Raw genomic sequence first — 22,139 nt, forward strand, 5'->3', positions numbered from 1 at the left:
AGGGACGCCACCTCATGAGCCTCCTCTCCCCCACCTCCACCCTCGACCGTCTTCGCGGATCGGTCGCCGTCGCGATGCAGGGCATTCTCGCCGCCGTCGCCGTGCTGGTCATCGGCATCGCCCTGATGCGTGGCTCCGGCGCCATGGTCCTCACCCTCGCCGGCACCGTCATCGTCGCGGCGCTCGGCCTCCTCGCTATCGGCAAGGGCCGGACGGATGCGACGGCACGCATCGGCTCGTCCGTCTCCGCCGCGGCGCTGATCGCCATGCTGACCTTCGCGCTCGAACGGTCGATCTATCAGATCGACATGCACATGGCTTTTTTCGCCGGCCTCGCCATCGTCGCCCTGTGGTGCTGCTGGCGGTCAGTCGCCGCCTATACGGCGGTCGTCGCCGTCCACCATCTCGGCCTCAACATGATCTATCCGATGGCGGTGTTCCCTGAGGGCGGCGACTTCGGGCGCGTCGTCATCCATGCCGTCATCCTGGTCGCACAGGCCGTGGCGCTCGCCTGGCTCTGCAACCGTCTCGCTGCCGCGCTCGCCGCGTCAGACGCCGCCGTGTCGGAAGCGAACCTTGCCACCGAGCGCATGGAGGCGGCCGCCTCCAGCGAGCGCTCGCTGGCGACAGCCCAGACCGACCGGCAGGCTCGTCTCGAAGCCGCCATCGGCGAATTCAAGGGACGCGTCGCCGGCATTCTCGCGGGCATGCGCAACGGCATGACGGCGCTCGGCGATGCCTCCGGGACCGTCCGGAAGGCGGCCCACGGCACCGTCGAGATCACCGGTCGCGCGGCCCATTCCTCCCAGGCCGCCGTCACCAATATCGGTGCGGTGGCCGCCGCCAGCGACCAGCTCAGCGCATCCGTCGGTGAACTGGCCCAGAAGGTCGGCGAGACCGCGACCGTCGTGCGCGAACTGGCCGGCGAGGCGACCCAGGCCAATGACAGCATTTCCGAACTGTCGGCCGCCGCCGAGAAGATCGGCGCGGTCGTCGCCCTCATCCAGTCGATCGCCGAGCAGACCAACCTTCTCGCCCTCAACGCCACCATCGAGGCGGCGCGTGCGGGCGATGCCGGCAAGGGCTTCGCGGTGGTCGCTTCCGAGGTGAAGTCGCTTGCCGTCCAGACCTCGAAGGCCACGGGGGAGATCGCCCAGCAGATCTCCGCCGTGCAGCATCTGACCAAGGGGGCTGTCGGCGCGATCGAGGGGATTTCCAACCGCATGGGGCTGATCGACCACAATGCCGCGGCGCTCGCCTCCGGCATCGAGGAGCAGTCGGCGGCGGTGCAGGAGATCAACCGCAGCATCGGTGAGATGCGCGATCTCACCGATCGGATCGAGACGGCCGTCAGCGACATCGCGACCCAGGCCAGCGCCAGCGCCGCCTCGTCGGAGACCATGGGCGAGACCACCGCCAAGGTCGAGGATGCGGCCGCAGGGCTCGGCGCGGCCGTCGAGGACTTCCTCGGCCAGGTTGCCGCCTGACGCGGGCCCTCTGACGCCCCGGCAGGGGTCCTAGAGGACCTTGCCGGGGTTGAGGATGCCCTTGGGGTCGAGCACGGCCTTCATCTGTCGCATGATGTCCATGGCGACCGGGTCCTTCACTGCCGGCAGCAGGTCGCGCTTCATGCGACCGATCCCGTGCTCGGCGGAGATCGAGCCGCCGAACGTGCCGACGATATCGTGGACGATGGTCTGGACCGCGTCCCAGTGCTCGAGGAAAGCGGCCTTGTCCATACCGACGGGCTGGCTGATGTTGAAGTGGATATTGCCGTCGCCGAGATGGCCGAAGGGCACTGGACGGCAGTCCGGCATATAGGCGAGGCAGGCGGCGACCGCTGCCGCGATGAAGTCGGGGACGGCCGCGACCGGCACCGAGACATCGTGCTTGATCGAGCCGCCTTCGAGCTTCTGCACCTCGCTCATGCCCTCGCGCAGGCGCCAGAAAGCGTTGCGCTGGTCGATCGTGTCGGCGAGGGCCGCGTCGGTGACGATGCCCTCCTCGAAGCCGGCGGCGAGAATCTCCTCCAGCGTCTCGCGCAGGCCCGCCGCGGAGGCGGTGGAGAGCTCCATCAGGCAGTACCAGGGCGAGGCGTCCGCCAGCGGATCACGCGCGCCGGAAAGGTGCCGGAGCACGAACTCGAACAGGTTGCGCGGCATCAGTTCGAAGCCGGTGACGGAGGGCCCGGCGCGCTCCTGCGCGGCGTTGAGCAGGGCGAGGCCCGCTTCCGGCGAGGGCACCGCCACCCAGGCCGCCTCGATGGCGCGCGGCGCCGGATAGAGCTTCAGCACTGCCGCCGTGATGATGCCGAGCGTGCCTTCGGCGCCCATGAACAGGTGCTTCAGGTCGTAGCCCGTATTGTCCTTCTTCAGCGTCCTCAGGCCGTGCCAGATGCGGCCGTCGGCCAGCACCACCTCAAGCCCGAGGACGAGGTCGCGCGCCATGCCATAGGCTACCGCCTGGGTGCCGCCGGCATTGGTCGAGAGGTTGCCGCCGATGGTGCAGGAGCCCTTGGAGCCGATGTTCAGCGGGAACAGCCGGCCGACCTCGCTGGCTGCGTCCTGCGCCTGCTGCAGCGTCACGCCGGCATCGACGGTCATCGTATTGCCGGCGGGATCGACGTCCCGCACGGCCGTCATGCGGTTGAGCGACAGCACGATCTCGGCGCCGGTCTCATGGGGCACATGGCCGCCGACGAGCCCCGTCGCGCCGCCCTGCGGCACCACCGGCGTGCCGGTCTCATGGGCGAGCGCCATGACCGCGGCGACCTCCTCCGTCGAGCCCGGCCGCACCACCAGCGAGGTGCGCCCGTGATAGAGGCTGCGGTCGTCGCGCAGATAGGGCGCCTGGTCGCCGGGATCGGTGATGGCATAGCGGGGGCCGACGATGGTCGCGAACCGTTCGATCAGCGGCGCCGGCATCGGCGGGGCGAGGGCGGTGACGGGCTTCGGCAGCGGCATGGCGGGCGTGTTCCGGCGGCACTGTTCGGATCGGGGACGCCTATTGGGACCGCGCGGGTGCGAGCGTCAACGGGTTCGAGCGGATGACGGCGGTGAATTCGTCGCGAGTGGTCCGACGGGTCTTCCGCCGGCGGGCTTTACGACCTATCTGTCATGACGGAGCTGCGACGCGCGTCAGGGCACAAATTCCCCGGGGCCTTATCGATCTCACGGGAGCTGTCCCTGTCCTCGACCCTGGTCTTGGGTACACGGCGCCCACCTACTTAGGTAGGTTCCCGGGATCGCTTGTCCAACGGCAGAGTGGCTCCACTTTCTTTTCTCCGGCGGGTGCTGAGCGGCAGGTCTGACGGCGAACCATTTCGCCCGGACACAGGAAACTACGCCCGTCATGCCCGAGCTTGTCCCGGGCATCCACGAATTCCTCGAAGGGTGGTGGTCAAGTCGTGGATGCCCGGGACAAGCCCGGGCATGACGGAAAGCGCGGCGCATTGTCCCGCTACGCGGTCTCACTCACCATCGTTCGTTTCCTCTCTGGCCCCACCCGCACCCTCCCCGCTGCGCGGAGAGGGTGACTTCGACCTCCCGCATCGTCGGCGATGGAAGACCAGGCTCGACCGTCCCGGGCACCGGCTGGGCCTGGCTCCATGGCGGGAACAAGGGCGCGACGCCTTAGTCCCCCTCTCCGCGGAGCGGGGAGGGTGCGGGTGGGGCCTTCCGCCGTCTGTTTCCCGGCCCGGATGACACCTCCGCCGCCCTCGGCTAAATCCTCCCCCATGACCCAGCCCACCAAGGCCGCCCTGCGCGCCGCCGCGCTCGCCCGCCGCGACGCCCTCGATCCCGCCAGCCGCATCGAGGCGGCGCTGACGCTGGCCGACACCTTTCCCCTCGACACCATTCCCGTCGCCGGCAAGACCGTCTCCGGCTTTCTCCCCATCCAGTCCGAGATCGACATCCGCCCGCTGATGGACCGCCTGCGCCGGGCCGGTGCGCGCCTCGCGCTGCCGGCCTTCCCCGACCGCAAGGGCCCGATGATCTTCCGCGAACTCGTTCGCGGCGCCGAACTCGTGCCCATGGGCTTCGGCACCTATGGCCCGGGACCCGAGGCGGCCGAGGTGCAGCCCGACATCCTCCTGACCCCGCTCGCCGCCTTTGACCGCGCCGGCCATCGTATCGGCTACGGCAAGGGCCACTACGACATGGCGCTCGCCCGCCTCGACGCGCTGGTGCCGCGCATCGCCATCGGCATCGCCTTCGCCTGCCAGGAGGTTGACGCCGTGCCCCACGAGCCCCATGACCGCAGGCTGGATTTCGTGCTCACCGATACCGGTTTCAGGACCTTCTGATGCGCCTCCTCTTCCTCGGCGACGTGGTCGGCAAGGCCGGCCGCACCGCCGTCACCGAAAAGCTGCCCGGCCTGATCGCGGAGCTGAAGCTCGACTGCGTGGTGATCAACGGCGAGAACGCCGCCCACGGCTTTGGCATCACCGAGGCGATCTATGAGGAGCTGCTGGATGCCGGCGCCGATTGCGTCACCCTCGGTAACCATTCCTGGGACCAGCGCGAGGCCCTGGTCTTTATCGACCGCGCGCCCCGCCTCGTCCGCCCGGTGAACTATCCCACCGGCACGCCCGGCCGCGGCGCTGCCCTGATCGAGGCCAAGAACGGCGCGCAGGTCCTCGTCGTCAACGTCATGGGCCGCGTCTTCATGGACGCCATGGACGATCCTTTCGCCGCCGTCGAACGCGAGGTGGAGGCCGCCCCGCTCGGCCGCGTTGCGGACGCCATCGTCGTCGACATCCATGCCGAGGCGACCAGCGAGAAGCAGGTCATGGGGCACATCCTCGACGGCCGCGTCTCGCTCGTCGTGGGCACCCATACCCACGTGCCGACCGCCGACCACCGCGTGCTCTCCGGCGGCACCGCCTTCCAGACCGATGTCGGCATGTGCGGCGACTATGACGGTGTCATCGGCATGGACAGGGCCGAGCCGCTGCGCCGCATGCGCGAGAAGACGCCGGGCGGCAAGTTCGAGCCGGCGGGCGGTGTCGCCACACTCTCCGGCATCGTCGTCGACCTCGGCGCGAACGGGCTCGCGACTGCAGTGACGCCGCTGCGCGTTGGCGGAGTGCTCGCGCCGACCTGAGCCGCGGGCGGCTTGCCGAGCGCCGCGCGCCGCTGTAATCCGCAGCCCATGTCGCACAACACCTTCGGCCACCTGTTCCGTGTCACCACCTTCGGCGAGAGCCACGGCGTGGCGCTCGGCTGCGTGGTGGACGGCTGCCCGCCGCTGATACCGCTGACATCAGAGGACATCCAGGCCGACCTCGACCGCCGCCGGCCCGGAACCTCGCGTTTCACCACCCAGCGCCGCGAGGCGGACGCGGTGAAGATCCTCTCCGGCGTGATGATCGGCGACGACGGCGTCCAGGTGACGACCGGCACGCCCATCGCGCTGCTGATCGAGAACACCGACCAGCGCTCGAAGGACTATTCCGACATCAAGGACAAGTTCCGCCCCGGTCATGCCGACTTCACCTATGAGGCGAAATATGGCATCCGCGACTATCGCGGCGGCGGGCGCTCCTCCGCGCGCGAGACGGCGGCCCGCGTCGCCGCCGGCGCCATCGCCCGCAAGGTCGTGCCTGGGCTGGTGGTGCGCGGCGCCCTCGTGCAGATGGGCCCGCATGCCATCGACCGCGACAAGTGGGACTGGGACGTGGTTGGCGCCAACCCCTTCTTCTGCCCGGACGCCGACAAGGCCGCCTTCTACGAGACCTATCTCGACGGCATCCGCAAGTCCGGCTCCTCCATCGGCGCGGTGCTGGAAGTGGTCGCCGAGGGCGTGCCCGCCGGCCTCGGCGCGCCGATCTACGGCAAACTCGACGCCGAGATCGCCAGCGCCCTCATGGGCATCAACGCGGTGAAGGGCGTCGAAATCGGCTCGGGCTTCGCCTCCGCGGCGCTGACCGGCGAGGAGAATGCCGACGAGATCCGTATGGGCAATGACGGCAAGCCGCTGTTCCTCTCCAACCATGCCGGCGGCATCCTCGGCGGCATTTCGACCGGGCAGGCCGTCGTCGCCCGCTTCGCCGTCAAGCCGACCTCGTCGATCCTCACGCCGCGCCTGACCATCGACAACAAGGGCGGTGAGACCGACATCCTCACCAAGGGCCGCCACGACCCCTGCGTCGGCATCCGCGCCGTGCCGGTCGGCGAGGCCATGGTCGCCTGCGTCATCGCCGACCACTATCTGCGGAACCGCGGGCAGAACGGCTAGGGCGGGACGCGAGCCTTGAAGGACGCACGCCTTACTGTGATTCGTTCAGTCTGGCCAAAACGCAGGCCAGCATCGGCAAAAATTCAGTTTGACTGAATTGGCCTCGATGTCCATCTTCCGCCCATGAAGCTCGACATCTGGCTCGCACGTGCCGGCATGACCAGGCTGGCCTTCGCCCGCCAGCTCGGTGTTTCGCCGGCCACCGTCACGGCACTGTGCAATGGCGATGCGCCGTGGATGTCGCGCGATACCGCGCAGCGCATCGCTGAACTCACAGCGGGTGCCGTGACCCCAAATGACTTTATCGGCCTTGCCGGGCCGCGTGATGAGGAGAGATCCATGCTGCAAGCCGCTGAACGCGTGAAGGCCGCTCTCGACGCCTTCGCCAAGGGGCAGATGGTTGTGGTCACCGACGACGACGACCGCGAGAACGAGGGCGACCTGATCGTCGCGGCATCCCTCTGCACGCCGGAGCAGATGGCCTTCATCGTCCGCCACACGTCCGGCATCGTCTGCACGCCGCTGACCCTGCAGGAGGCGCAGCGCCTGCGTCTCGATCCCATGGTCTCGTCCAACGATTCACCCCACGGCACGGCCTTCACCGTCTCCGTCGACTATCGCCACGGCACGACGACCGGCATTTCCGCCGACGACCGCACGGCCACGGTCCGGGCGCTGGCCAATCCCAATGTCGGGGCCGTCGATTTCGTCCGCCCGGGCCACATCTTCCCGCTCATCGCCAGGGAGGGCGGCGTGCTCATGCGCTCCGGCCATACCGAAGCGGCGGTGGATCTCTGCAAGCTCGCCGGGTTGCCGCCGATCGGCGTCATCTGCGAACTCGTCAATGACGACGGCACGGTCACCCGCGGGCCGCAGGTGACCGCCTTCGCCGAGAAGCACGGTCTTCTGATGGTCTCGGTCGCCGATCTGATCAAGTACCGCCAGGCCCGCGACAAGCTGGTGGAGCGCGCCGGCGAATTCCCGATCGAGACGCCCTACGGGCCCGCCCGGGGCATCGCCTACCGCACGCCCTATGACCGGGTCGAGCATCTCGCCGTCGTCTTCGGCGAGGTCGACGAGGCCGGCGCGACGCTCGTCCGCCTCCACCGCGAGACGGTGCTGCGCGACGTCTTCGGCAAGAACCGCTCCTGCGATGCGGCGATGAAGATTCTGGCGCAGAAGGGCGGGGTGCTGGTCTATCTGCGCGACGGCACGGCCGGCGTTCCTGCCCAGTCGCTGGCGGCGACCGCCCCCGCTACCGACATCCACGAGAGCCACGGCTCGGCGAAGATGCGTGACGACCAGTGGCGCGAGATCGGCCTCGGCGCCCAGATCCTCCGGGATCTCGGCGCCAACCGCATCCGGCTGCTGGCCTCCAAGACCCGCCACTACGTCGGGCTCGGCGGCTTCGGCATCGAGATCGTCTCGACCGAGATGCTGGACGGTTAGGCGGCTGGCAGCGCGCCGCTCTTGCGGGCCTGCGGCCTGCAAGGGCATTCCCCACCCGCACCCGCACCCGCACCCGTACCCTCCCCTCGCTCACGCGAGGAGAGGGGACTTCGGCCTCCCGTTTCACCTTGACGGGTTGAGCCAGGCTCGACGGCCGACATGAGGCGCGACGTCATAGTCCCCTCTCCTCGCGTGAGCGAGGGGAGGGTGCGGGTGGGGCTCTTTAGGTCTTTCCGGCAGAATGATGTGGGCGATCCACGTCGCCCCTACTTCCGCGTCATGAAGGCCGTGAAGGCCTGCCTGGCCTCGTCGCCCTTGAGGAGTTCGGCGAACAGCGCGCCTTCCTCGTCCATCCTGGCGCGCACCTCGTCCGCCCCCTTGCGCATGAGACGGCGCGTATGGGCGAGGGCGATCGGCGGCTTGGAGGCCAGCTTCGTCGCAACCGCGAGGGCCTTCGCCTCGATCTCCGCCGACGGCACCACGGCATTGACGAGGCCCATGGCCTCGGCCTCGTGCGCCCCGAAGGGCTCGGCCAGCATGAGATATTCGGTTGCCTTCTTGAGGCCCGCGAGGCGCGGCAGCAGCAGTGAGGAGGCCGCTTCCGGCACGAGGCCGAGATCGACGAAAGGCATGCGGAACATCGCTGCCGGGCTGGCATAGGCAAGGTCCATGTGCAGCACCATGGTGGTGCCGATGCCGATGGCGAGACCGTCCACCGCGGCGATCATCGGCACTTCGACGGTGGCCAGCGCCTTGATGAAATCCCCCGCCGGCGATCCGGCGGAAGCCCCTCCCGCCGAGCGCTGCATGAAGTCGGCGATGTCGTTGCCGGAGGTGAAGACGCCGGGGCCGCCGGCGAAGACGACGGCGCGCGTGCCCTCGGCCGCCGCATTCTCGATGACGCCCCGCATCGTGTCGTACATGGCGCCGGTCAGTGCGTTTTTCTTGTCGAACCGGTTCATGCGCACCAGCACCACGCCCGTGTCGTGACGGGTGATCGTCACATGGTCGGTGTCGGCCTGCGGGGTGATGCCGTCCATGGCGTGGTCCTCAGCTCGCGAGCGGAATGTCGAGATCGGTGACCGAATGGCCGCCGGTGACGATGGATGCGCCGAGCCCGGGCGCCGCCGTGGCGAGATTCTCGGCGAAGAAGCGGGCGAGGCCCAGGGCCTCGGCGCGTTCGGTATCCGAGGCGCCGTTGCCGCGCAACCGCAGGGCCTTCTCGGCGAGCGACGTGCCGCCCAGCGCCAGGCCGAACAGCCGCGCATAGGGGGTCGCGCCCGCCTGCGCATCGGCGGGGTCGGAGGCCAGCGCCGCCAGCAGGTGCTGCGTCGAAGTCTCCAGTGCATCGACCGCTGCACCGAGCCGCGCCGCAGTCTGGCCGAAACCGGTGGCGTTGGAGCCCTTCACCTCGGCGATGACACGGCGCATGCGGGCGATCTCGGCCGCCACGAGCCCGCCGCCGTCGATGCCGATCTTGCGGGTGACGAGGTCGATCGCCTGGATGCCGTTGGTGCCCTCGTAGATGGCGTAGATGCGGGCATCGCGCATGTGCTGGGCGGCGCCCGTCTCCTCGACGAAGCCCATGCCGCCATGCACCTGCACGCCGAGCGAGGCGACCTCGTTGCCGATGTCGGTGGCATAGGCCTTGGCGATCGGGGTGAGCAGCGAGGCGCGGGCGTTCCCCGCCTTGCGTTCCTCCTCGCTCTTGCCGAGATGGGCGCGGTCGATCTCCGACGCCAGCATGTAGCAGATGGCCCTTGCCGCCCGCGTCGAGGCGCGCATGGTCGCCAGCATGCGCTTGACGTCCGGGTGTTCGATGATCGCGCTGATGCCCTCGCCCTTCGACCCCGGCGCCTTGCCCTGACGGCGCTCCATTGCATAGGCGACCGCCTGCTGCGTCGCGCGCTCGGCGATGGAGACGCCCTGCAGGGCGACGGCGAGGCGGGCATTGTTCATCATCGTGAACATCGCCATCAGGCCGCGGTTCTCCTCGCCCACCAGCCAGCCGATGGCGCCGCCCGCATCGCCATAGACCATGGTGCAGGTCGGCGAGCCGTGGACGCCGAGCTTGTGCTCGATGGAATGGCAGCGCACGTCGTTGCGCGCCCCGAGCGTGCCGTCGTCGTTGACGAGGATTTTCGGCACGAGGAACAGCGAGATGCCCTTGGTGCCGGGCGGCGCGTCGGGAAGGCGGGCCAGCACGAGGTGGATGATGTTCTCGGTCAGGTCGTGCTCGCCATAGGTGATGTAGATCTTCGAGCCGGTGATGCGGTAGGTGCCGTCAGCGGCGCGCGCGGCGCGGGTCCTGAGGCCCGACAGGTCGGAGCCGGCCGAGGGCTCGGTCAGGTTCATCGTGCCGGTCCATTCGCCCGACACCATCTTCGGCAGGTATTTCGCCTTCAGCGCGTCGGACGCATGGGCCGTGATCGCCTCGATGGCGCCCTGGGTGAGCAGCGGGCCGAGTCCGAAGGCGCCGGACGCGGCGTTCCACATCTCGATACAGGCCGAGTTGATGACGCAGGGCAGACCCTGCCCGCCATAGGCATCGGCGGCCATCAGCCCGTTCCAGCCGGCGGCGGCCCAGTCGGTATAGACCTCCTTCCAGCCGGGCGGCATGGTCACGACGCCGTCCTTGAACGGGGTCCCGTGGCGGTCGCCGAGCTTGTTCAGCGGGGCGATGCGCTCGGTGGCGAATTTTCCGGCCTCCTCGAGGATGGCCGCGATGTCGGCGACGGTGAGATCCCCGTAGAGGCCGCCCGCCAGGGCTTGTTCGAGGCCGACCACGTGCTTCAGCGTGGCGAGCATGTCGGTCACGGGCGCGCGATAGGTCATGGGCAATCTCCGTACGACTTTGGTTCTAGGTCTGACATGGCCCAGCGACAAGGACGCCAAACGCATGATTGATCGGCGCCTCGCAGACAGTCCGGAGGGTGCGTCCCCGATCGCCCTGAATGAGGGAGCCGTTGCCGGCGGCGGGATCGGGGGAGATGAGTTTCCGCGGCCGCCGTGCTAAGCGCCGCCCATGCCACCCCGCTCCACCCTCCGCCTCGCGCCCGACGCCGCCGGCCTCGCCGAAGCCGGCCGCCTCCTGCGTGCCGGGCGGCTCGTCGCCTTCCCGACCGAAACCGTCTACGGCCTCGGGGCCGACGCCACCGACGGCCGCGCGGTCGCCGCCATCTACGAGGCCAAGGGGCGGCCGAGCTTCAACCCCCTCATCGCCCATGTGGCGACGACCGAGGCGGCGCTCGCCCTTGGCCAGTTCAACGCCGACGCGCTGGCGCTCGCCCGCGCCTTCTGGCCAGGTCCGCTGACCCTGGTCGTGCCGGTCGCGCCGGGCGAGGCGATCGCGGATCTCGCCCGCGCCGGCCTGGACACGCTCGGCCTGCGCGTGCCGAGCCACCCGGTGGCGATGGCGCTGCTTGCCGCCTGTGGCAGGCCCGTCGCTGCGCCCTCGGCCAATCTTTCAGGCCATGTCAGTCCGACCACCGCCGCCCATGTGCTCGCCGATCTCGACGGCCGGATCGACGCCGTGGTGGATGGCGGCGCGACCGATGTCGGCGTCGAATCGACGATCATTGCCTGCCTCGACGGCCCGCCGGTCCTGCTGCGGCCCGGCGGCGTGCCGCGCGACGCGGTGGAGGCGGTGATTGGTCGGCCTCTCGCATCCGCCGCGGGGGAGGCGACCATCGCGCCGGGCATGCTGGCCTCCCACTATGCCCCCAAGGCGGCCATCCGGCTCGACGCCACCGGCATCGAGCCCGGGGAGGCGCTGCTTGCCTTCGGGCCCGAGGCCCCGGCCGTCGCGGCTGATGTCCTCAACCTGTCGCCGACGGGCGATCTCGCCGAGGCCGCCGCCAACCTTTTCCGCCACCTGCGCAAGCTCGACGCGTCGGGCACCCGGCGCATCGCCGTCATGCCGATCCCGGCGGAAGGGCTCGGCGAGGCGATCCGCGACCGTCTCGCCCGGGCCGCCGCGCCGCGCGGCTGACGCTTAGCGCTGGAACGTCGCCACCAGTTCCACATGCGCCGACCAGGTGAACTGGTCGACCGGGGTCACCGTCCCGAGTTTCCAGCCGCCTGCGGCGAGGAGGCAGGCGTCGCGCGCGAAGCTCGCCACATTGCACGAGACCGCGACGATCCGGCCGATATCGGCCTTGGCGAGGATGGCGGCCTGCGTCTCCGCGCCGGCCCGCGGCGGGTCGAAGACGACCGCGTCGAGACCCTTGAGGTCGGAGGCCATCAGCGGCCGGCGGAACAGGTCGCGCGTCTCGGCCTGGATCGGCTTCAGCCCTGAGGCCATGCGCACGGCCTGGGCGAGGGCGGTGATGGCACCCGCGTCGGCATCCACCGCCCGCACCTTGGCCTGCCGCGCCAGTCTGAGGGCGAAGGGACCGACGCCGCAGAAGAGATCGGCCACGGATTTCGCCTTGCCGACCCCCGCTAGCACCAGCTGAACCAGCTCCTCTTCCCCGGCTTCCGTCGCCTGCAGGAAAGCGGCGGGCGGCAGCGGCACCCGGTGGCCGTCGATCATGATGCTCGGCGGCTCGCGCTGCATCACGAGGTCACCGTGATTGGTGAGGCGGGCGAGGGGGACGGCATTGGCCGCTTCGATCAGGCGCAGCCGATCCTTCTCGCCGAGCTTTCCGGGGCCTCGCATATCCATGTCGAGTCCCTGCAGCGTCGCGGTGACCTGCAGGTCGATCGGCTTGCCGACGCCCTCCAGCGCGCGCGCCACGAGCCGCGCCGCGGGAAGAGCCTTGTCCAGTGAAGAGGCGAGGAGCGGGCAGGCCTCGATGGCGACGATGGCGTGGCTGCGGGCGGCGGCGAAGCCGACATCGAGCCGTGTTCCCGAGCCGCGCCGGGCGTGAAACGTGACGCGCCGGCGTCCCGCGCCCCGGGCGTCGATGGGGGGCGCGATCTCGGGATGCAAACCGTGTTGGGCGAGGGTCGCGACGACGAGATCGCGTTTCCAGGAAAGATACGGCGCCCGCGCCCAATGCTGCAGGGCGCAGCCGCCGCAGGTGCCGAAATGGGGGCAGGGCGGAACGACCCTGTCCGGGCTCGCCGTGACGATGCGCGACGGTGCGACGCGTTCCTCGACGCCCTCCACCTCCACCACCTCGCCCGGCAGGGTGAAGGGGACGAAGCGTCCATCGGCGACGCCGTCGCCGCGATGGCCGACATGGGAGATGGTCAGGCGGGTGGTCATGTCATCGTCCGATCCGTTGGGAAGGCGGACGGGGAAGGCCCCACCCGCACCCTCCCCTCACTGCGCGAGGAAAGGGGGACTACCGCGTCTGCCTGTTTCACACCCGTCGCGCCAGGCACCAAGGGAAAAGAACCGGGCGCGGCGTGGAAGTCCCCCTCTCCTTGGCGCGGAGCGACAAGGGGAGGGTGCGGGTGGGGTTTGTCAGCCTTCATGGCCGCATGCCATGCATCAGGAACTCGCGGTTGCCGTCGCCGCCGGCGATGGGGCTGTCGATGAGGCCGCCGATGCGCCAGCCGAGGCGTTCGGCTTCAGCCCGGACACCCGCCACGGCGGCCTCACGGGCCGAAACATCCGTCACGATGCCGTTCTTGCCGACATGGCCGCGGCCGACCTCGAACTGCGGCTTCACCAGCGCGATGAGGTCCGCTTCCGCCGCGAGCAGCGCCGTCACGGCCGGCAGGACGAGCCGCAGCGAGATGAAGCTGACGTCGATGACGGCGAGGTCGGGCACAGCCGGCAGATCGGCGGAAGTCAGCTTGCGGATGTCGGTCGCTTCCATCAGCGTGATGCACGGATCGCCGCGCAGGCTCGCATGGAACTGCTCGCGCCCCGTATCCACCGCGATGACCCGGGAAGCGCCCTCGGTCAGCAGAACGTGGCTGAAACCGCCGGTGGACGAGCCGACGTCGAGACAGGTCCGGTCCGTCGGCCGGACGGAAAAGGCTGCGAGCGCCGCGGCGAGTTTCATCCCGCCGCGCGATACCCAGGGGTGCGGCGCTTGGGCGGTGATGATGGCGGTCGACGTGATCTCTTCGGAGGCCTTCCGCACGGGACGGCCCTCGACACTGACGAGCCCCGCCGCGATCGCCGCCTGCGCCTTGGCGCGGCTGTCGAAAAAGCCGCGTTCCACCAGCAGCAGATCGGCCCGCAGCCGGCGCGGGCTCAAGCCCTCAGCGCCCCGGTTCCGGCCTGGATGAGTTCACGCCCCAGGGCTTCGAAGACCTTGGCGACGATGCCGCGCGCGTCGAGCCCGCAGCGCGCATACATGGCCTCGGGCTTGTCGTGGTCGAGATAGACGTCCGGCAGCACCATGGCACGCACCCGGCAGGCGCCGTCGAGGAGGCCGCGATCGGCGAGCGCATGGAGCACGAAGGAGCCGAAGCCGCCGATGGAGCCTTCCTCCACCGTGATCAACACCTCATGCTCGCGGGCGAGCCGGGTGACGAGATCGATGTCGAGGGGCTTGGCGAAGCGCGCATCCGCGACCGTCGTCGACAGGCCGAGCGCGCCGAGATCCTCGGCCGCCTTCAGGCATTCGGCGAGGCGGGTGCCGAAGGACAGCAGCGCGATGCGCGAGCCCTCACGCACGATGCGGCCCTTGCCGATGGCGAGCGGAACACCCTCCACCGGGAGGTCGACGCCGACGCCCTCGCCGCGCGGATAGCGGAAGGCGATCGGCCCGGCGTCATGGACGGCGGCGGTCGCCACCATATGGACGAGTTCGGCCTCGTCGGCGGCGGCCATGATCGTCATGTTCGGCAGGCAGCCGAGATAGGCCACGTCGAAGGAGCCCGCATGGGTCGCCCCGTCGGCACCGACCAGCCCGGCGCGGTCGATGGGGAAGCGGACCGGCAGGTTCTGGATGGCGACGTCGTGCACGACCTGGTCGTAGGCGCGCTGCAGGAAGGTCGAATAGATGGCGCAGAAGGGCTTGTAGCCCTCCGTGGCGAGCCCGGCCGCGAAGGTCACCGCATGCTGCTCGGCGATGCCGACATCGAAGGTGCGGGCGGGATAGACCTTCTCGAAGATGTCGATGCCGGTGCCCGAGGGCATCGCCGCGGTGATGGCGACGATCCGGTCGTCCTTGGCGGCCTCCTTGACGAGGCTCTCGCCGAAGACCTTGGTGTAGCTCGGCGCGTTTGCCTTGGCCTTCACCTGCGTGCCCGTGACAACGTCGAACTTGGCGACGGCATGCAGCTTGTCGTCGGTCTCCTCGGCGGGGCCATAGCCCTTGCCCTTCTGGGTGACGACATGGACGAGGATCGGGCCGAAATCGGCGTCCCGGACGTTCTTCAGCACGGGCAACAGGTGGTCGAGATTGTGGCCGTCGATGGGGCCGACATAGTAGAAGCCGAGCTCTTCGAACAGCGTTCCGCCGGTGACGAAGCCGCGGGCATGTTCCACCGCGCGGGTCACGGTCCGGTCGATGGTCGGACCGAGCCGCTTGGTCAGCTGTTTGCCGATATCGCGCAGCCTCAGATAGGTCTTGCCCGAGGCGAGACGGGCGAGATAGGCCGACATGGCCCCGACCGGCGGGGCGATGGACATGTCGTTGTCGTTGAGGATGACGATCAGCCGCTCTTGCCGGGCCCCCGCATTGTTCATCGCCTCATAGGCCATGCCCGCCGACATGGCGCCGTCGCCGATCACGGCGATGACCGCGTTCTTCGCGCCCGAAAGGTCGCGCGCCACCGCCATGCCGAGCCCGGCCGAGATGGAGGTGGAGGAATGGGCCGCGCCGAACGGGTCGTACTCGCTCTCGGATCTGCGGGTGAAGCCGGAGAGGCCGCCGCCCTGGCGCAGGGTGCGGATCCGGTCGCGGCGGCCGGTGAGGATCTTGTGCGGATAGGCCTGGTGCCCGACGTCCCAGATGATGCGGTCACGCGGCGTGTCGAAGACATAATGCAGCGCCGTGGTCAGCTCGATGACGCCGAGGCCGGCACCCAGATGGCCACCGGTGACCGAGACGGCCGAAATGGTTTCGGCGCGCAGCTCTGCGGCGACCTGCCGGATCTGATGTTCGGTGAGCTTGCGGAGATCGGCGGGGATGCGGATCGTGTCGAGCAGAGGCGTGGCAGGGCGTTCAGTCACTCGTGTCACCGGCTTGTGGCGGGACGGATCAATGCGGATCGCAGGGTTCCGAGGGGTACACCACCGGACATGGCGGCGCAATGCAGCCGGGGTAGGGCGGCCGAATGGCGCAGCCGTGATCTGCAGTCGCGGCGTTGTCCGAAACGACGCGCCCCATTATATGCAAAAACAGGAATATCAAAAGGAACCTCAGTCATGACCAAGGTCTATCCGGAGATCACCAGGGACCTCTCGGCCGGATTGCGCGAGTTGCGCAAGGAGGCCGGCGACACCATGGCCGGCTTCTCGACCCTGACCCAGGCCGCCATGAAGGACGGCGCCGTCTCGAAGAAGACCAAGGAGTTCATCGCCCTGGCTCTGGGCGTCGCATCGCGCTGCGACGGCTGCCTCGGCTATCATGCCGAGGCGCTGGTGAAGCTCGGCGCCACCCGCCAGGAGGTCGCCGAGGTTCTCGGTGTCGCGATCCAGATGGGTGGAGGTCCTTCGCTCATGTATGCGGCGGACGCCTACACCGCTTTCCTGCAGTTCGAGGAGAAGGCGCAGGCATCCGGCTGAAGCCTCATTCCGGAAGCGGAATGAATTCTTCCTCGTCGCCCGGCACCGTGTCGAAGCGCTTCTGCTTCCAGTCCTCCTTGGCCTGGTCGAGCCGCTCCTTCGACGAGGAGACGAAGTTCCACCAGATGAGGCGGGGCCCGTCCATGGTGGCGCCGCCGCACAGGATCAGCCGCGCCGGCGTCACCGCCGACAGGGTGATGCGGTCGCCGGGACGCAGCACCAGAAGCTGCCCTTCCCGGAAGATGTCGCCCTGCAGGTCGATCTCGCCGGAGACGACATAGAGGCAGCGCTCCTCGGTCTCGGCGTCGACAGGCAGCTTCGCGCCGGCCTCCAGCGCGATGTCGCCGTAGATGGTCGGCCAGTTCTGCGTCGCCGGAGAGGTCGCGCCATAGAGCGTGCCCATGACGACCCGGACGGTCGTGCCGTCACCGGTGATGACGGGCAGGTCGCGCTGCGCGACATGTTCGAAGCCGGGCGCCGTTTCCTCGTGCGTCTTCGGCAAGGCAACCCAGCTCTGGATACCGTGCAGCCTGTGGCCGCTCGCCTTCAGGGCCGGGTCGGTGCGCTCGGAATGGACGATGCCGCGCCCGGCGGTCATCAGGTTCACCTCGCCAGGTCGCACCGGCAGATAGGTGCCGAGCGAATCGCGGTGCTGGATCTCGCCCTCGAACAGATAGGTCACGGTCGAGAGCCCGATATGGGGGTGGGGGCGCACGTCGATGCCGCCGCCGTCCTTGAACTCGGCGGGACCCATATGGTCGAAGAAGATGAAGGGCCCGACCATCCGCCGCTTCACGAAGGGCAGGGCGCGACGCACCGTGAACCCACCGATGTCATGGGTGCGCGGCACGATGACCATGTCGATGGCGTCGCAGGCGAACCTGTCGCCGGGGGCTGGATCGGGGGTCGGGGCGAAGGACATCGCGGGGCTCCTCGGGGATGGGAGAGACGATGCCCCGGAGGCTAGCCGAGGATGGACGGCAAGGCCACGACGGCTGCCGCGATCGGAGTTTGCGCCGCTGCAAGCGCGCTGAGGGATGGAGGCGGCGGGCGCCGCTGCCTCACCTCTCCCCGCCGGGGAGAGGTGAAGGTGGTGCGGGCGCGCGCTTCAGACGTTCTTCGTCGCGCCGCCGTCGACGCGGATCTTCGAGCCGGTGATATAGGCGGCCTGGTCCGAGCAGAGGAAGGCGGCGGTGGCGCCGAACTCGGCGGCGGTGCCGAGGCGTCCGGCCGGGATCGTGGCGATCGAGGCGGCCTGGATGTCCTCCATCGACTTGCCGGAGCGCTTGGAATTGGCCTCGTCCAGTTCCTTGATCCGGTCGGTGGCGATACGGCCCGGCAGGATCATGTTGACCGTGACGTTGTCCTTGGCAACTTCGTTCGACAGCGTCTTTGACCAGCCGACGATCGCCGAGCGGAGGGCGTTCGACAGGGCGAGGTTCGGGATCGGGTTCTCGACGCCCGACGAGGCGACGGTGAGGATGCGGCCCCACTTGCGGGCGCGCATGCCCGGCAGGACCTTGGCGGTGATCTGGAAGACCGGCTCCACCATGACCTTGAACAGCTTGGCCCACTCGTCCGGGGCGACCTCGGTCGCAGGCTTGGCCGGCGGGCCGCCGGTGTTGTTCACGAGGATGTCGATCTGGCCGAGGGTCTTCTCGGCGAGCGCCACGATCTCGTCCACGGCGCCCTCGGCGCCGAGATCGGCGGCGATACCGTAGGCCTTGCCCTTGCCGCGGGCGGTGATCGCCTCGGCATGGGCCTTGATGCGGTCGGCGGTGCGGCCGACCAGCATGACGGTCGCGCCCTCGGCCGCCAGCGCTTCGGCAATGCCGAGACCGAGGCCGCGGCTCGACGCCAGAACGAGGGCTTTCTTGTCGGACAGGCCGAAATCCATGTCATTCTCCTTGGGAAAGTGGCGCGCAGACAAACCCGAAGTGCGCGCCGATGCAAGAGGACGGGTCGCGGGACAGCCCAGCGCATCGGTCGACGATTCCGTGACCGGCCCTGACGCGGACGTGAAATGCGCGCCAGCCTCGCGCCATGCTACCGCCCATTCGGCATTTCGGACAGGCAGGAGATAAGACGATGGCGTTCAACGCGGGGATGACACGCCGTGCGCTTCTGGACATGGCGGGCGCCGCCAGCCTTTCCGTCGCGGCGATGGCGGCGGCGAAGGCCGAGGGTATAGCGACCGGCCCGCGGTCGGAGCCCGCCCCGGTTCTCTTTGCCCACCAGACGCCGATGCGCGTCGGACAGGTGTCCCTCGTCGTCCGCGACCTTGCCCTCGTCTCCGGCTTCTATCGCGACGTGCTAGGCCTTTCGGTGATCGAGACCGCGCCCGGCCGCGCCAGCCTCGGCGCCGGCGGCAACGTGCTGCTGGTTCTCGAACAGCGGCCGGCGGCTCCCTTCGAGCGCCAGGGCACGGCGGGCCTGTTCCACACCGCCTTCCTGATGCCGACGCGCAAGGACCTTGCCCGCTGGCTGGTCCATGTCGCGCGCAACCGCGTGCGGCTCACCGGCTTTGCCGACCATGCCGTCAGCGAGGCGGTCTATCTCGACGATCCCGAGGGCAATGGCATCGAGGTCTACAGCGACCGCGCCCCCGAGCTCTGGCGCTGGGATGGCGGGACCGTCACCATGACCTCCGACCAGCTCAATGTCGATGAACTCCTCGGCCTCACGAACATCCAGGTCAGCGATTATGCGACCGCACCGGCAGGCCTGCGCATCGGCCACATGCACCTGCGCGTCGGGGATGTCGCCCGCGGCCAGGCCTTCTACAGCACGGCGATCGGCCTCGACACGACGCGCCAGCGCAGCGGCGCGGCCTTCCTCTCCTCGGGCCGCTACCACCACCATCTCGGCATCAATGCCTGGCGCAGCCAGGGGGCCGGCGCGCGCGATGCGAACGCCACGGGCATCGCCTGGTTCTCGCTGGAGGTGAAGGACCGCGCCGTCCTCGACGCCCAGCGCGCGCGGCTCGCGACGGCGGGCGCAGGGGTCACGGAGATGACCGGTGGCTTCGCGACAGCCGATCCCTGGGGCACGGCGATCCGGCTCGTCAGCCGCTGATCGCCAGACCCCTGCCAGTATCGCCCTTCCAAGACGACCGAGACCGGTGCGCGTCGCTCAGTTGCGCTCCCAGCGCTCGCGCCAGATCCGCTCGCCGACCAGGCAGTCGACCTTCGGGGCCTGGACCGGGACCACGAAGGGCCCTCCCGGCAGCGGCCAGACCGGTGTGATGCCGGCCACTTCGAGGATCAGCTTGCGCCGCGTCGCCGTGACGAACTCTTCCGGGCTGGTGATGGGGATCACGAAGGAGCCGGGACCGCCGACCACGCAGTCCTGATAGTAGGCGTCGAGATTGGGGATATCGACGAAGCGGGAATTCTGCCGCGGGATCACGATGGGCAGGCCGTTGATGACGATGCCCTTGGCGAGGGCGTCGTCCCGGGCGATCTCCACATGGGGGCCGTTGTTGTTGGACCCGTCGCCCGAGACGTCGATGACCCTTCGCAGCGAGCGCAGGCCCGATTTCTCCAGCAGGTCGACGCTCGCCTGGATGGCGCCGGAGATCGAGGTGCGGAAAGCCCGGCGATAGGGCTTCGACTGCAGTTCGGCCGCGAAGGCCTGGGCGCTTTCCGCCCCGTCGATGATCCGCCAGTCGATGACGACCTGCCTCTCCTGATGGCCGGCCCATTCCAGATAGCTCACCGCGATCTTGCCGATCAGGCCCCGGCGGATCGCATCGAGCACCTCCGGCGAGGTGATCGCCTTGATGTAGCCCTCGCGCTGAAGGCGCTGCTCCTCGGGGTCCATCGAATAGGAAATGTCGACCGCCAGCACGATCTGGACGTCGACCTCGCTGGCCGCCGACCGGCTCTGGGCATGCGCTGCGAGGGGCCCGGCGAGCGACAGGAACACGACAAGGATCAATGCACGGATCATGAAAAACCCCGAGCAATAGGCCGAACGTCATCAGCCTGACACAGGCGGCACCGGGGGGGGAACCATGTTTCGCGATGCACCAACAGGGAAAACGGCACGCGCCATCACGATTGCGTGGGGCACCCCGGTTGCACCGGCCGCCCCATGCTTTAATCATGCCGGGATGGGCGGCGGCGAGGCCTATGCGCCCCGTGACAGTGCATGGAAGGGCCGGCCGCTGTGACCACACTCGTCATTTCCCATGCCAAGTGCCTGGAGCACCAGACGCCCTTCGGCCATCCCGAGCGCGCCGACCGCCTGCGCATGATCACCCATGTCCTCGAGCACGAGCGCTTCGCCGACCTCGCCCGCGACGAGGCGCCGGAAGCCTCCGTCGAGGCCATCTTGCGGGTCCATCCGCCCGAATTCATCGAAAAGCTGGTCAATGCCACGCCCTTCGTCGGCCTCGTCCACGTCGATGGCGATACGACCCTTTCGCCCGGGTCCTATGAGGCGGCACTGCGCTCCGCCGGCGGAGCGGTCTTCGCCGTCGACGAGGTGATGACCTCGAAAGTGAGCAACGCCTTCGTCGCCACCCGCCCGCCCGGCCACCATGCCGAGACGGCGACCGCGATGGGCTTCTGCCTGTTCAACAATGTCGCCATCGCCGCCCGTCACGCCCAGGCGAAATATGGCGCGACGCGTGTCGCCATCATGGATTTCGACGTCCACCATGGCAACGGCACCCAGGACATCTTCTGGTCCGACCCCTCGGTCATGTATCTGTCGACCCACGAGATGCCGCTCTATCCCGGCACCGGCGCGCTGAACGAGACCGGCGCCCACAACCAGATCGTCAATGCGCCGCTGCGCGCCGGCGACGGCGGCGACGCCTTCCGCGAGGCCTTCGACACGGTCATCCTGCCGCGCATGCGTGGCTTCCGTCCCGACCTCGTGCTGATCTCGGCCGGCTTCGATGCCCATGAGCGCGACCCGCTCGCCAACATCAACCTTACGGAAGCCGATTTCGCCTGGGCGACCAAGCGGATGATGGAGGTGGCGGACGAGACCTGCTCCGGCCGCGTCGTCTCTGTGCTGGAGGGTGGTTACGACCTCGAGGGCCTCGGCCGTTCCGTCGGCGCCCATGTCATGGCATTGATGCGCGGCTGACCCCAGCCGATTCCCCCGGAGTGCCCATGAGCGACAAGAGCGCCGCCCCCCATGCCGATGTCGCGGCCCTCTCCTTCGAGAAGGCGCTCGGCGAACTCGAGCAGATTGTCCAGAAGCTCGAGGGCGGCAACGTGCCGCTTGAGGACTCCATCGCCATCTACGAGCGCGGCGAGGCCTTGAAGAAGCGTTGCGAGGCTCTGCTGCGCGACGCCGAGGCGCGGGTGCAGAAGATCACGCTGGCTGCCGACGGTTCTCCGACGGGCACGACGCCGCTGGATGCGGGTTGACGGGGCGATCGCGGATTTGCCCCGCCCCGCCCGGATCGCCGCCGCTCAGCGTGCGGCCGTCCAGGTTACTTCCCGGCACAGCAGGCGCCCGAGGATGCAGCCGCGTGTGCTGAGACGATCACCGCTGGTGGTGATGATGATGTTGTAGTTCCGGCCACGCTTGACGTCGAAGGCGGTGCCTTCGAACTTGCCCTGGCCTTCCCGCGTCAGCGTCATGACGAGACGGTCTCCAACCTCCTCGCCGGAGCTGGTGTCGCCGATCCACAGGTTCGTCGCGCAGACCTTGTCGCCACAGGGCGCGATACGAACCCGGGCGTTGCCGTCACCGCGCAGCCAGTTGCCTTCCAGGGCCTGGGCGCCCGTGAGGGCCGCTGCCAGCAGAACTCCGGACGCGAAAGCCGTCTTCAAAAACCGCATGGATCATC

General features: G+C 69.0%; 20 protein-coding genes and 1 other RNA gene. 11 read left to right on the forward strand and 10 right to left on the reverse strand.

Annotated elements, in window-relative coordinates; translation table 11 throughout:
- Nucleotides 1-14 precede the first annotated feature (14 nt).
- The gene (locus Q8O26_RS16455; RefSeq protein WP_305577521.1) at nucleotides 15-1,487 is read left to right on the forward strand and encodes a methyl-accepting chemotaxis protein; all 1,473 of its coding nucleotides are present in this window, start codon (nucleotides 15-17) and stop codon (nucleotides 1,485-1,487) included.
- Between the two features lie 30 nt (nucleotides 1,488-1,517).
- Here the strand turns inward: Q8O26_RS16455 and Q8O26_RS16460 are convergent, their stop codons facing one another.
- Nucleotides 1,518-2,963, reverse strand: a complete 1,446-nt coding sequence (locus Q8O26_RS16460) for an FAD-binding oxidoreductase (protein WP_305577523.1) — start codon at nucleotides 2,961-2,963, stop codon at nucleotides 1,518-1,520.
- Between the two features lie 156 nt (nucleotides 2,964-3,119).
- On the opposite strand from Q8O26_RS16460, the gene ssrS reads away from it, so the two are divergent.
- From ssrS to ribB, 5 genes are all read left to right on the forward strand, one after another.
- Nucleotides 3,120-3,274, forward strand: a non-coding RNA gene (gene ssrS / locus Q8O26_RS16465) — 6S RNA.
- A 462-nt stretch (nucleotides 3,275-3,736) separates the two neighbouring features.
- The gene (locus tag Q8O26_RS16470) at nucleotides 3,737-4,306 is read left to right on the forward strand and encodes a 5-formyltetrahydrofolate cyclo-ligase (protein WP_305577525.1); all 570 of its coding nucleotides are present in this window, start codon (nucleotides 3,737-3,739) and stop codon (nucleotides 4,304-4,306) included.
- Nucleotides 4,306-5,106, forward strand: coding sequence for a TIGR00282 family metallophosphoesterase (locus Q8O26_RS16475; RefSeq protein WP_305577527.1), 801 nt, complete (start codon nucleotides 4,306-4,308; stop codon nucleotides 5,104-5,106). Before Q8O26_RS16470 ends, Q8O26_RS16475 begins: the two co-directional genes overlap by 1 nt.
- A 48-nt stretch (nucleotides 5,107-5,154) precedes the next feature.
- The gene (aroC, locus tag Q8O26_RS16480) at nucleotides 5,155-6,240 is read left to right on the forward strand and encodes a chorismate synthase (RefSeq protein ID WP_305577528.1); all 1,086 of its coding nucleotides are present in this window, start codon (nucleotides 5,155-5,157) and stop codon (nucleotides 6,238-6,240) included.
- Nucleotides 6,241-6,363: 123 nt separating this feature from the next.
- The gene (gene ribB / locus Q8O26_RS16485) at nucleotides 6,364-7,689 is read left to right on the forward strand and encodes a 3,4-dihydroxy-2-butanone-4-phosphate synthase (protein WP_305577530.1); all 1,326 of its coding nucleotides are present in this window, start codon (nucleotides 6,364-6,366) and stop codon (nucleotides 7,687-7,689) included.
- Between the two features lie 266 nt (nucleotides 7,690-7,955).
- Here ribB and Q8O26_RS16490 read toward each other — a convergent pair whose 3' ends face one another.
- Both Q8O26_RS16490 and Q8O26_RS16495 read right to left on the reverse strand, forming a co-directional pair.
- Entirely contained in the window at nucleotides 7,956-8,729 is a 774-nt protein-coding gene (locus Q8O26_RS16490) for an enoyl-CoA hydratase-related protein (RefSeq protein WP_305577532.1), read from the reverse strand.
- Between the two features lie 10 nt (nucleotides 8,730-8,739).
- A complete protein-coding gene (locus Q8O26_RS16495) occupies nucleotides 8,740-10,524 on the reverse strand; it encodes an acyl-CoA dehydrogenase (protein ID WP_305577534.1) in 1,785 nt (594 codons plus the stop codon).
- A 190-nt stretch (nucleotides 10,525-10,714) separates the two neighbouring features.
- Between Q8O26_RS16495 and Q8O26_RS16500 the strand changes: the two genes are divergently transcribed.
- A complete protein-coding gene (locus Q8O26_RS16500) occupies nucleotides 10,715-11,680 on the forward strand; it encodes an L-threonylcarbamoyladenylate synthase (protein ID WP_305577536.1) in 966 nt (321 codons plus the stop codon).
- A gap of 3 nt (nucleotides 11,681-11,683) precedes the next feature.
- Here the strand turns inward: Q8O26_RS16500 and Q8O26_RS16505 are convergent, their stop codons facing one another.
- The 3 genes from Q8O26_RS16505 to dxs all read right to left on the reverse strand — a co-directional run bounded on the left by Q8O26_RS16505 (nucleotide 11,684) and on the right by dxs (nucleotide 15,772).
- Nucleotides 11,684-12,901 (reverse strand): class I SAM-dependent RNA methyltransferase, encoded by a 1,218-nt coding sequence (locus tag Q8O26_RS16505; protein ID WP_305577538.1) that lies wholly within the window; start codon nucleotides 12,899-12,901, stop codon nucleotides 11,684-11,686.
- A gap of 208 nt (nucleotides 12,902-13,109) precedes the next feature.
- Nucleotides 13,110-13,847 (reverse strand): TlyA family RNA methyltransferase, encoded by a 738-nt coding sequence (locus Q8O26_RS16510; RefSeq protein ID WP_305577540.1) that lies wholly within the window; start codon nucleotides 13,845-13,847, stop codon nucleotides 13,110-13,112.
- Nucleotides 13,844-15,772: a 1-deoxy-D-xylulose-5-phosphate synthase gene (gene dxs / locus Q8O26_RS16515; RefSeq protein ID WP_305577542.1), complete on the reverse strand. Its 1,929-nt coding sequence runs from the start codon at nucleotides 15,770-15,772 to the stop codon at nucleotides 13,844-13,846. Before dxs ends, Q8O26_RS16510 begins: the two co-directional genes overlap by 4 nt.
- A gap of 195 nt (nucleotides 15,773-15,967) precedes the next feature.
- On the opposite strand from dxs, the gene Q8O26_RS16520 reads away from it, so the two are divergent.
- Nucleotides 15,968-16,327, forward strand: a complete 360-nt coding sequence (locus Q8O26_RS16520) for a carboxymuconolactone decarboxylase family protein (RefSeq protein WP_305577544.1) — start codon at nucleotides 15,968-15,970, stop codon at nucleotides 16,325-16,327.
- 4 nt (nucleotides 16,328-16,331) lie between these two features.
- On the opposite strand, the gene Q8O26_RS16525 is transcribed toward Q8O26_RS16520, so the two are convergent.
- Together Q8O26_RS16525 and Q8O26_RS16530 are read right to left on the reverse strand one after the other, a co-directional pair.
- Nucleotides 16,332-17,249, reverse strand: a complete 918-nt coding sequence (locus tag Q8O26_RS16525) for a pirin family protein (protein WP_305577546.1) — start codon at nucleotides 17,247-17,249, stop codon at nucleotides 16,332-16,334.
- 186 nt (nucleotides 17,250-17,435) lie between these two features.
- Nucleotides 17,436-18,224 (reverse strand): SDR family oxidoreductase, encoded by a 789-nt coding sequence (locus Q8O26_RS16530; RefSeq protein WP_305577548.1) that lies wholly within the window; start codon nucleotides 18,222-18,224, stop codon nucleotides 17,436-17,438.
- A 191-nt stretch (nucleotides 18,225-18,415) separates the two neighbouring features.
- Between Q8O26_RS16530 and Q8O26_RS16535 the strand changes: the two genes are divergently transcribed.
- Complete coding sequence (locus Q8O26_RS16535) at nucleotides 18,416-19,402, forward strand: VOC family protein (protein ID WP_305577550.1); 987 nt, start codon at nucleotides 18,416-18,418, stop codon at nucleotides 19,400-19,402.
- Between the two features lie 57 nt (nucleotides 19,403-19,459).
- Here Q8O26_RS16535 and Q8O26_RS16540 read toward each other — a convergent pair whose 3' ends face one another.
- Nucleotides 19,460-20,278: a DUF1194 domain-containing protein gene (locus Q8O26_RS16540; RefSeq protein ID WP_305577552.1), complete on the reverse strand. Its 819-nt coding sequence runs from the start codon at nucleotides 20,276-20,278 to the stop codon at nucleotides 19,460-19,462.
- Between the two features lie 219 nt (nucleotides 20,279-20,497).
- Between Q8O26_RS16540 and Q8O26_RS16545 the strand changes: the two genes are divergently transcribed.
- Together Q8O26_RS16545 and Q8O26_RS16550 are read left to right on the forward strand one after the other, a co-directional pair.
- Nucleotides 20,498-21,427: a histone deacetylase family protein gene (locus Q8O26_RS16545; RefSeq protein ID WP_305577554.1), complete on the forward strand. Its 930-nt coding sequence runs from the start codon at nucleotides 20,498-20,500 to the stop codon at nucleotides 21,425-21,427.
- A gap of 26 nt (nucleotides 21,428-21,453) precedes the next feature.
- The gene (locus tag Q8O26_RS16550) at nucleotides 21,454-21,714 is read left to right on the forward strand and encodes an exodeoxyribonuclease VII small subunit (protein ID WP_305577556.1); all 261 of its coding nucleotides are present in this window, start codon (nucleotides 21,454-21,456) and stop codon (nucleotides 21,712-21,714) included.
- Nucleotides 21,715-21,759: 45 nt separating this feature from the next.
- Here Q8O26_RS16550 and Q8O26_RS16555 read toward each other — a convergent pair whose 3' ends face one another.
- On the reverse strand, nucleotides 21,760-22,131 hold the full coding sequence (locus Q8O26_RS16555) for a DUF2147 domain-containing protein (protein ID WP_305577558.1): 372 nt from the start codon (nucleotides 22,129-22,131) through the stop codon (nucleotides 21,760-21,762).
- Nucleotides 22,132-22,139 lie beyond the last annotated feature (8 nt).

The sequence above is a fragment of the Phreatobacter sp. genome, from assembly GCF_030691135.1.
Classification (GTDB): Bacteria; Pseudomonadota; Alphaproteobacteria; order Rhizobiales; family Phreatobacteraceae; genus Phreatobacter.

Bases quoted from the DNA above. Each gene is read 5' to 3' on its own strand.
- Q8O26_RS16525 (WP_305577546.1), bottom strand. From the start codon at position 17,249: ATGTCCTTCGCCCCGACCCCCGATCCAGCCCCCGGCGACAGGTTCGCC.
- ribB (WP_305577530.1), top strand. From the start codon at position 6,364: ATGAAGCTCGACATCTGGCTCGCACGTGCCGGCATGACCAGGCTGGCC.
- Q8O26_RS16555 (WP_305577558.1), bottom strand. From the start codon at position 22,131: ATGCGGTTTTTGAAGACGGCTTTCGCGTCCGGAGTTCTGCTGGCAGCG.
- Q8O26_RS16470 (WP_305577525.1), top strand. From the start codon at position 3,737: ATGACCCAGCCCACCAAGGCCGCCCTGCGCGCCGCCGCGCTCGCCCGC.
- Q8O26_RS16460 (WP_305577523.1), bottom strand. From the start codon at position 2,963: ATGCCGCTGCCGAAGCCCGTCACCGCCCTCGCCCCGCCGATGCCGGCG.
- Q8O26_RS16475 (WP_305577527.1), top strand. From the start codon at position 4,306: ATGCGCCTCCTCTTCCTCGGCGACGTGGTCGGCAAGGCCGGCCGCACC.
- Q8O26_RS16550 (WP_305577556.1), top strand. From the start codon at position 21,454: ATGAGCGACAAGAGCGCCGCCCCCCATGCCGATGTCGCGGCCCTCTCC.
- Q8O26_RS16535 (WP_305577550.1), top strand. From the start codon at position 18,416: ATGGCGTTCAACGCGGGGATGACACGCCGTGCGCTTCTGGACATGGCG.
- Q8O26_RS16490 (WP_305577532.1), bottom strand. From the start codon at position 8,729: ATGGACGGCATCACCCCGCAGGCCGACACCGACCATGTGACGATCACC.
- aroC (WP_305577528.1), top strand. From the start codon at position 5,155: ATGTCGCACAACACCTTCGGCCACCTGTTCCGTGTCACCACCTTCGGC.
- Q8O26_RS16520 (WP_305577544.1), top strand. From the start codon at position 15,968: ATGACCAAGGTCTATCCGGAGATCACCAGGGACCTCTCGGCCGGATTG.
- Q8O26_RS16495 (WP_305577534.1), bottom strand. From the start codon at position 10,524: ATGACCTATCGCGCGCCCGTGACCGACATGCTCGCCACGCTGAAGCAC.
- Q8O26_RS16530 (WP_305577548.1), bottom strand. From the start codon at position 18,224: ATGGATTTCGGCCTGTCCGACAAGAAAGCCCTCGTTCTGGCGTCGAGC.
- Q8O26_RS16505 (WP_305577538.1), bottom strand. From the start codon at position 12,901: ATGACCACCCGCCTGACCATCTCCCATGTCGGCCATCGCGGCGACGGC.
- Q8O26_RS16455 (WP_305577521.1), top strand. From the start codon at position 15: ATGAGCCTCCTCTCCCCCACCTCCACCCTCGACCGTCTTCGCGGATCG.
- Q8O26_RS16540 (WP_305577552.1), bottom strand. From the start codon at position 20,278: ATGATCCGTGCATTGATCCTTGTCGTGTTCCTGTCGCTCGCCGGGCCC.
- Q8O26_RS16500 (WP_305577536.1), top strand. From the start codon at position 10,715: ATGCCACCCCGCTCCACCCTCCGCCTCGCGCCCGACGCCGCCGGCCTC.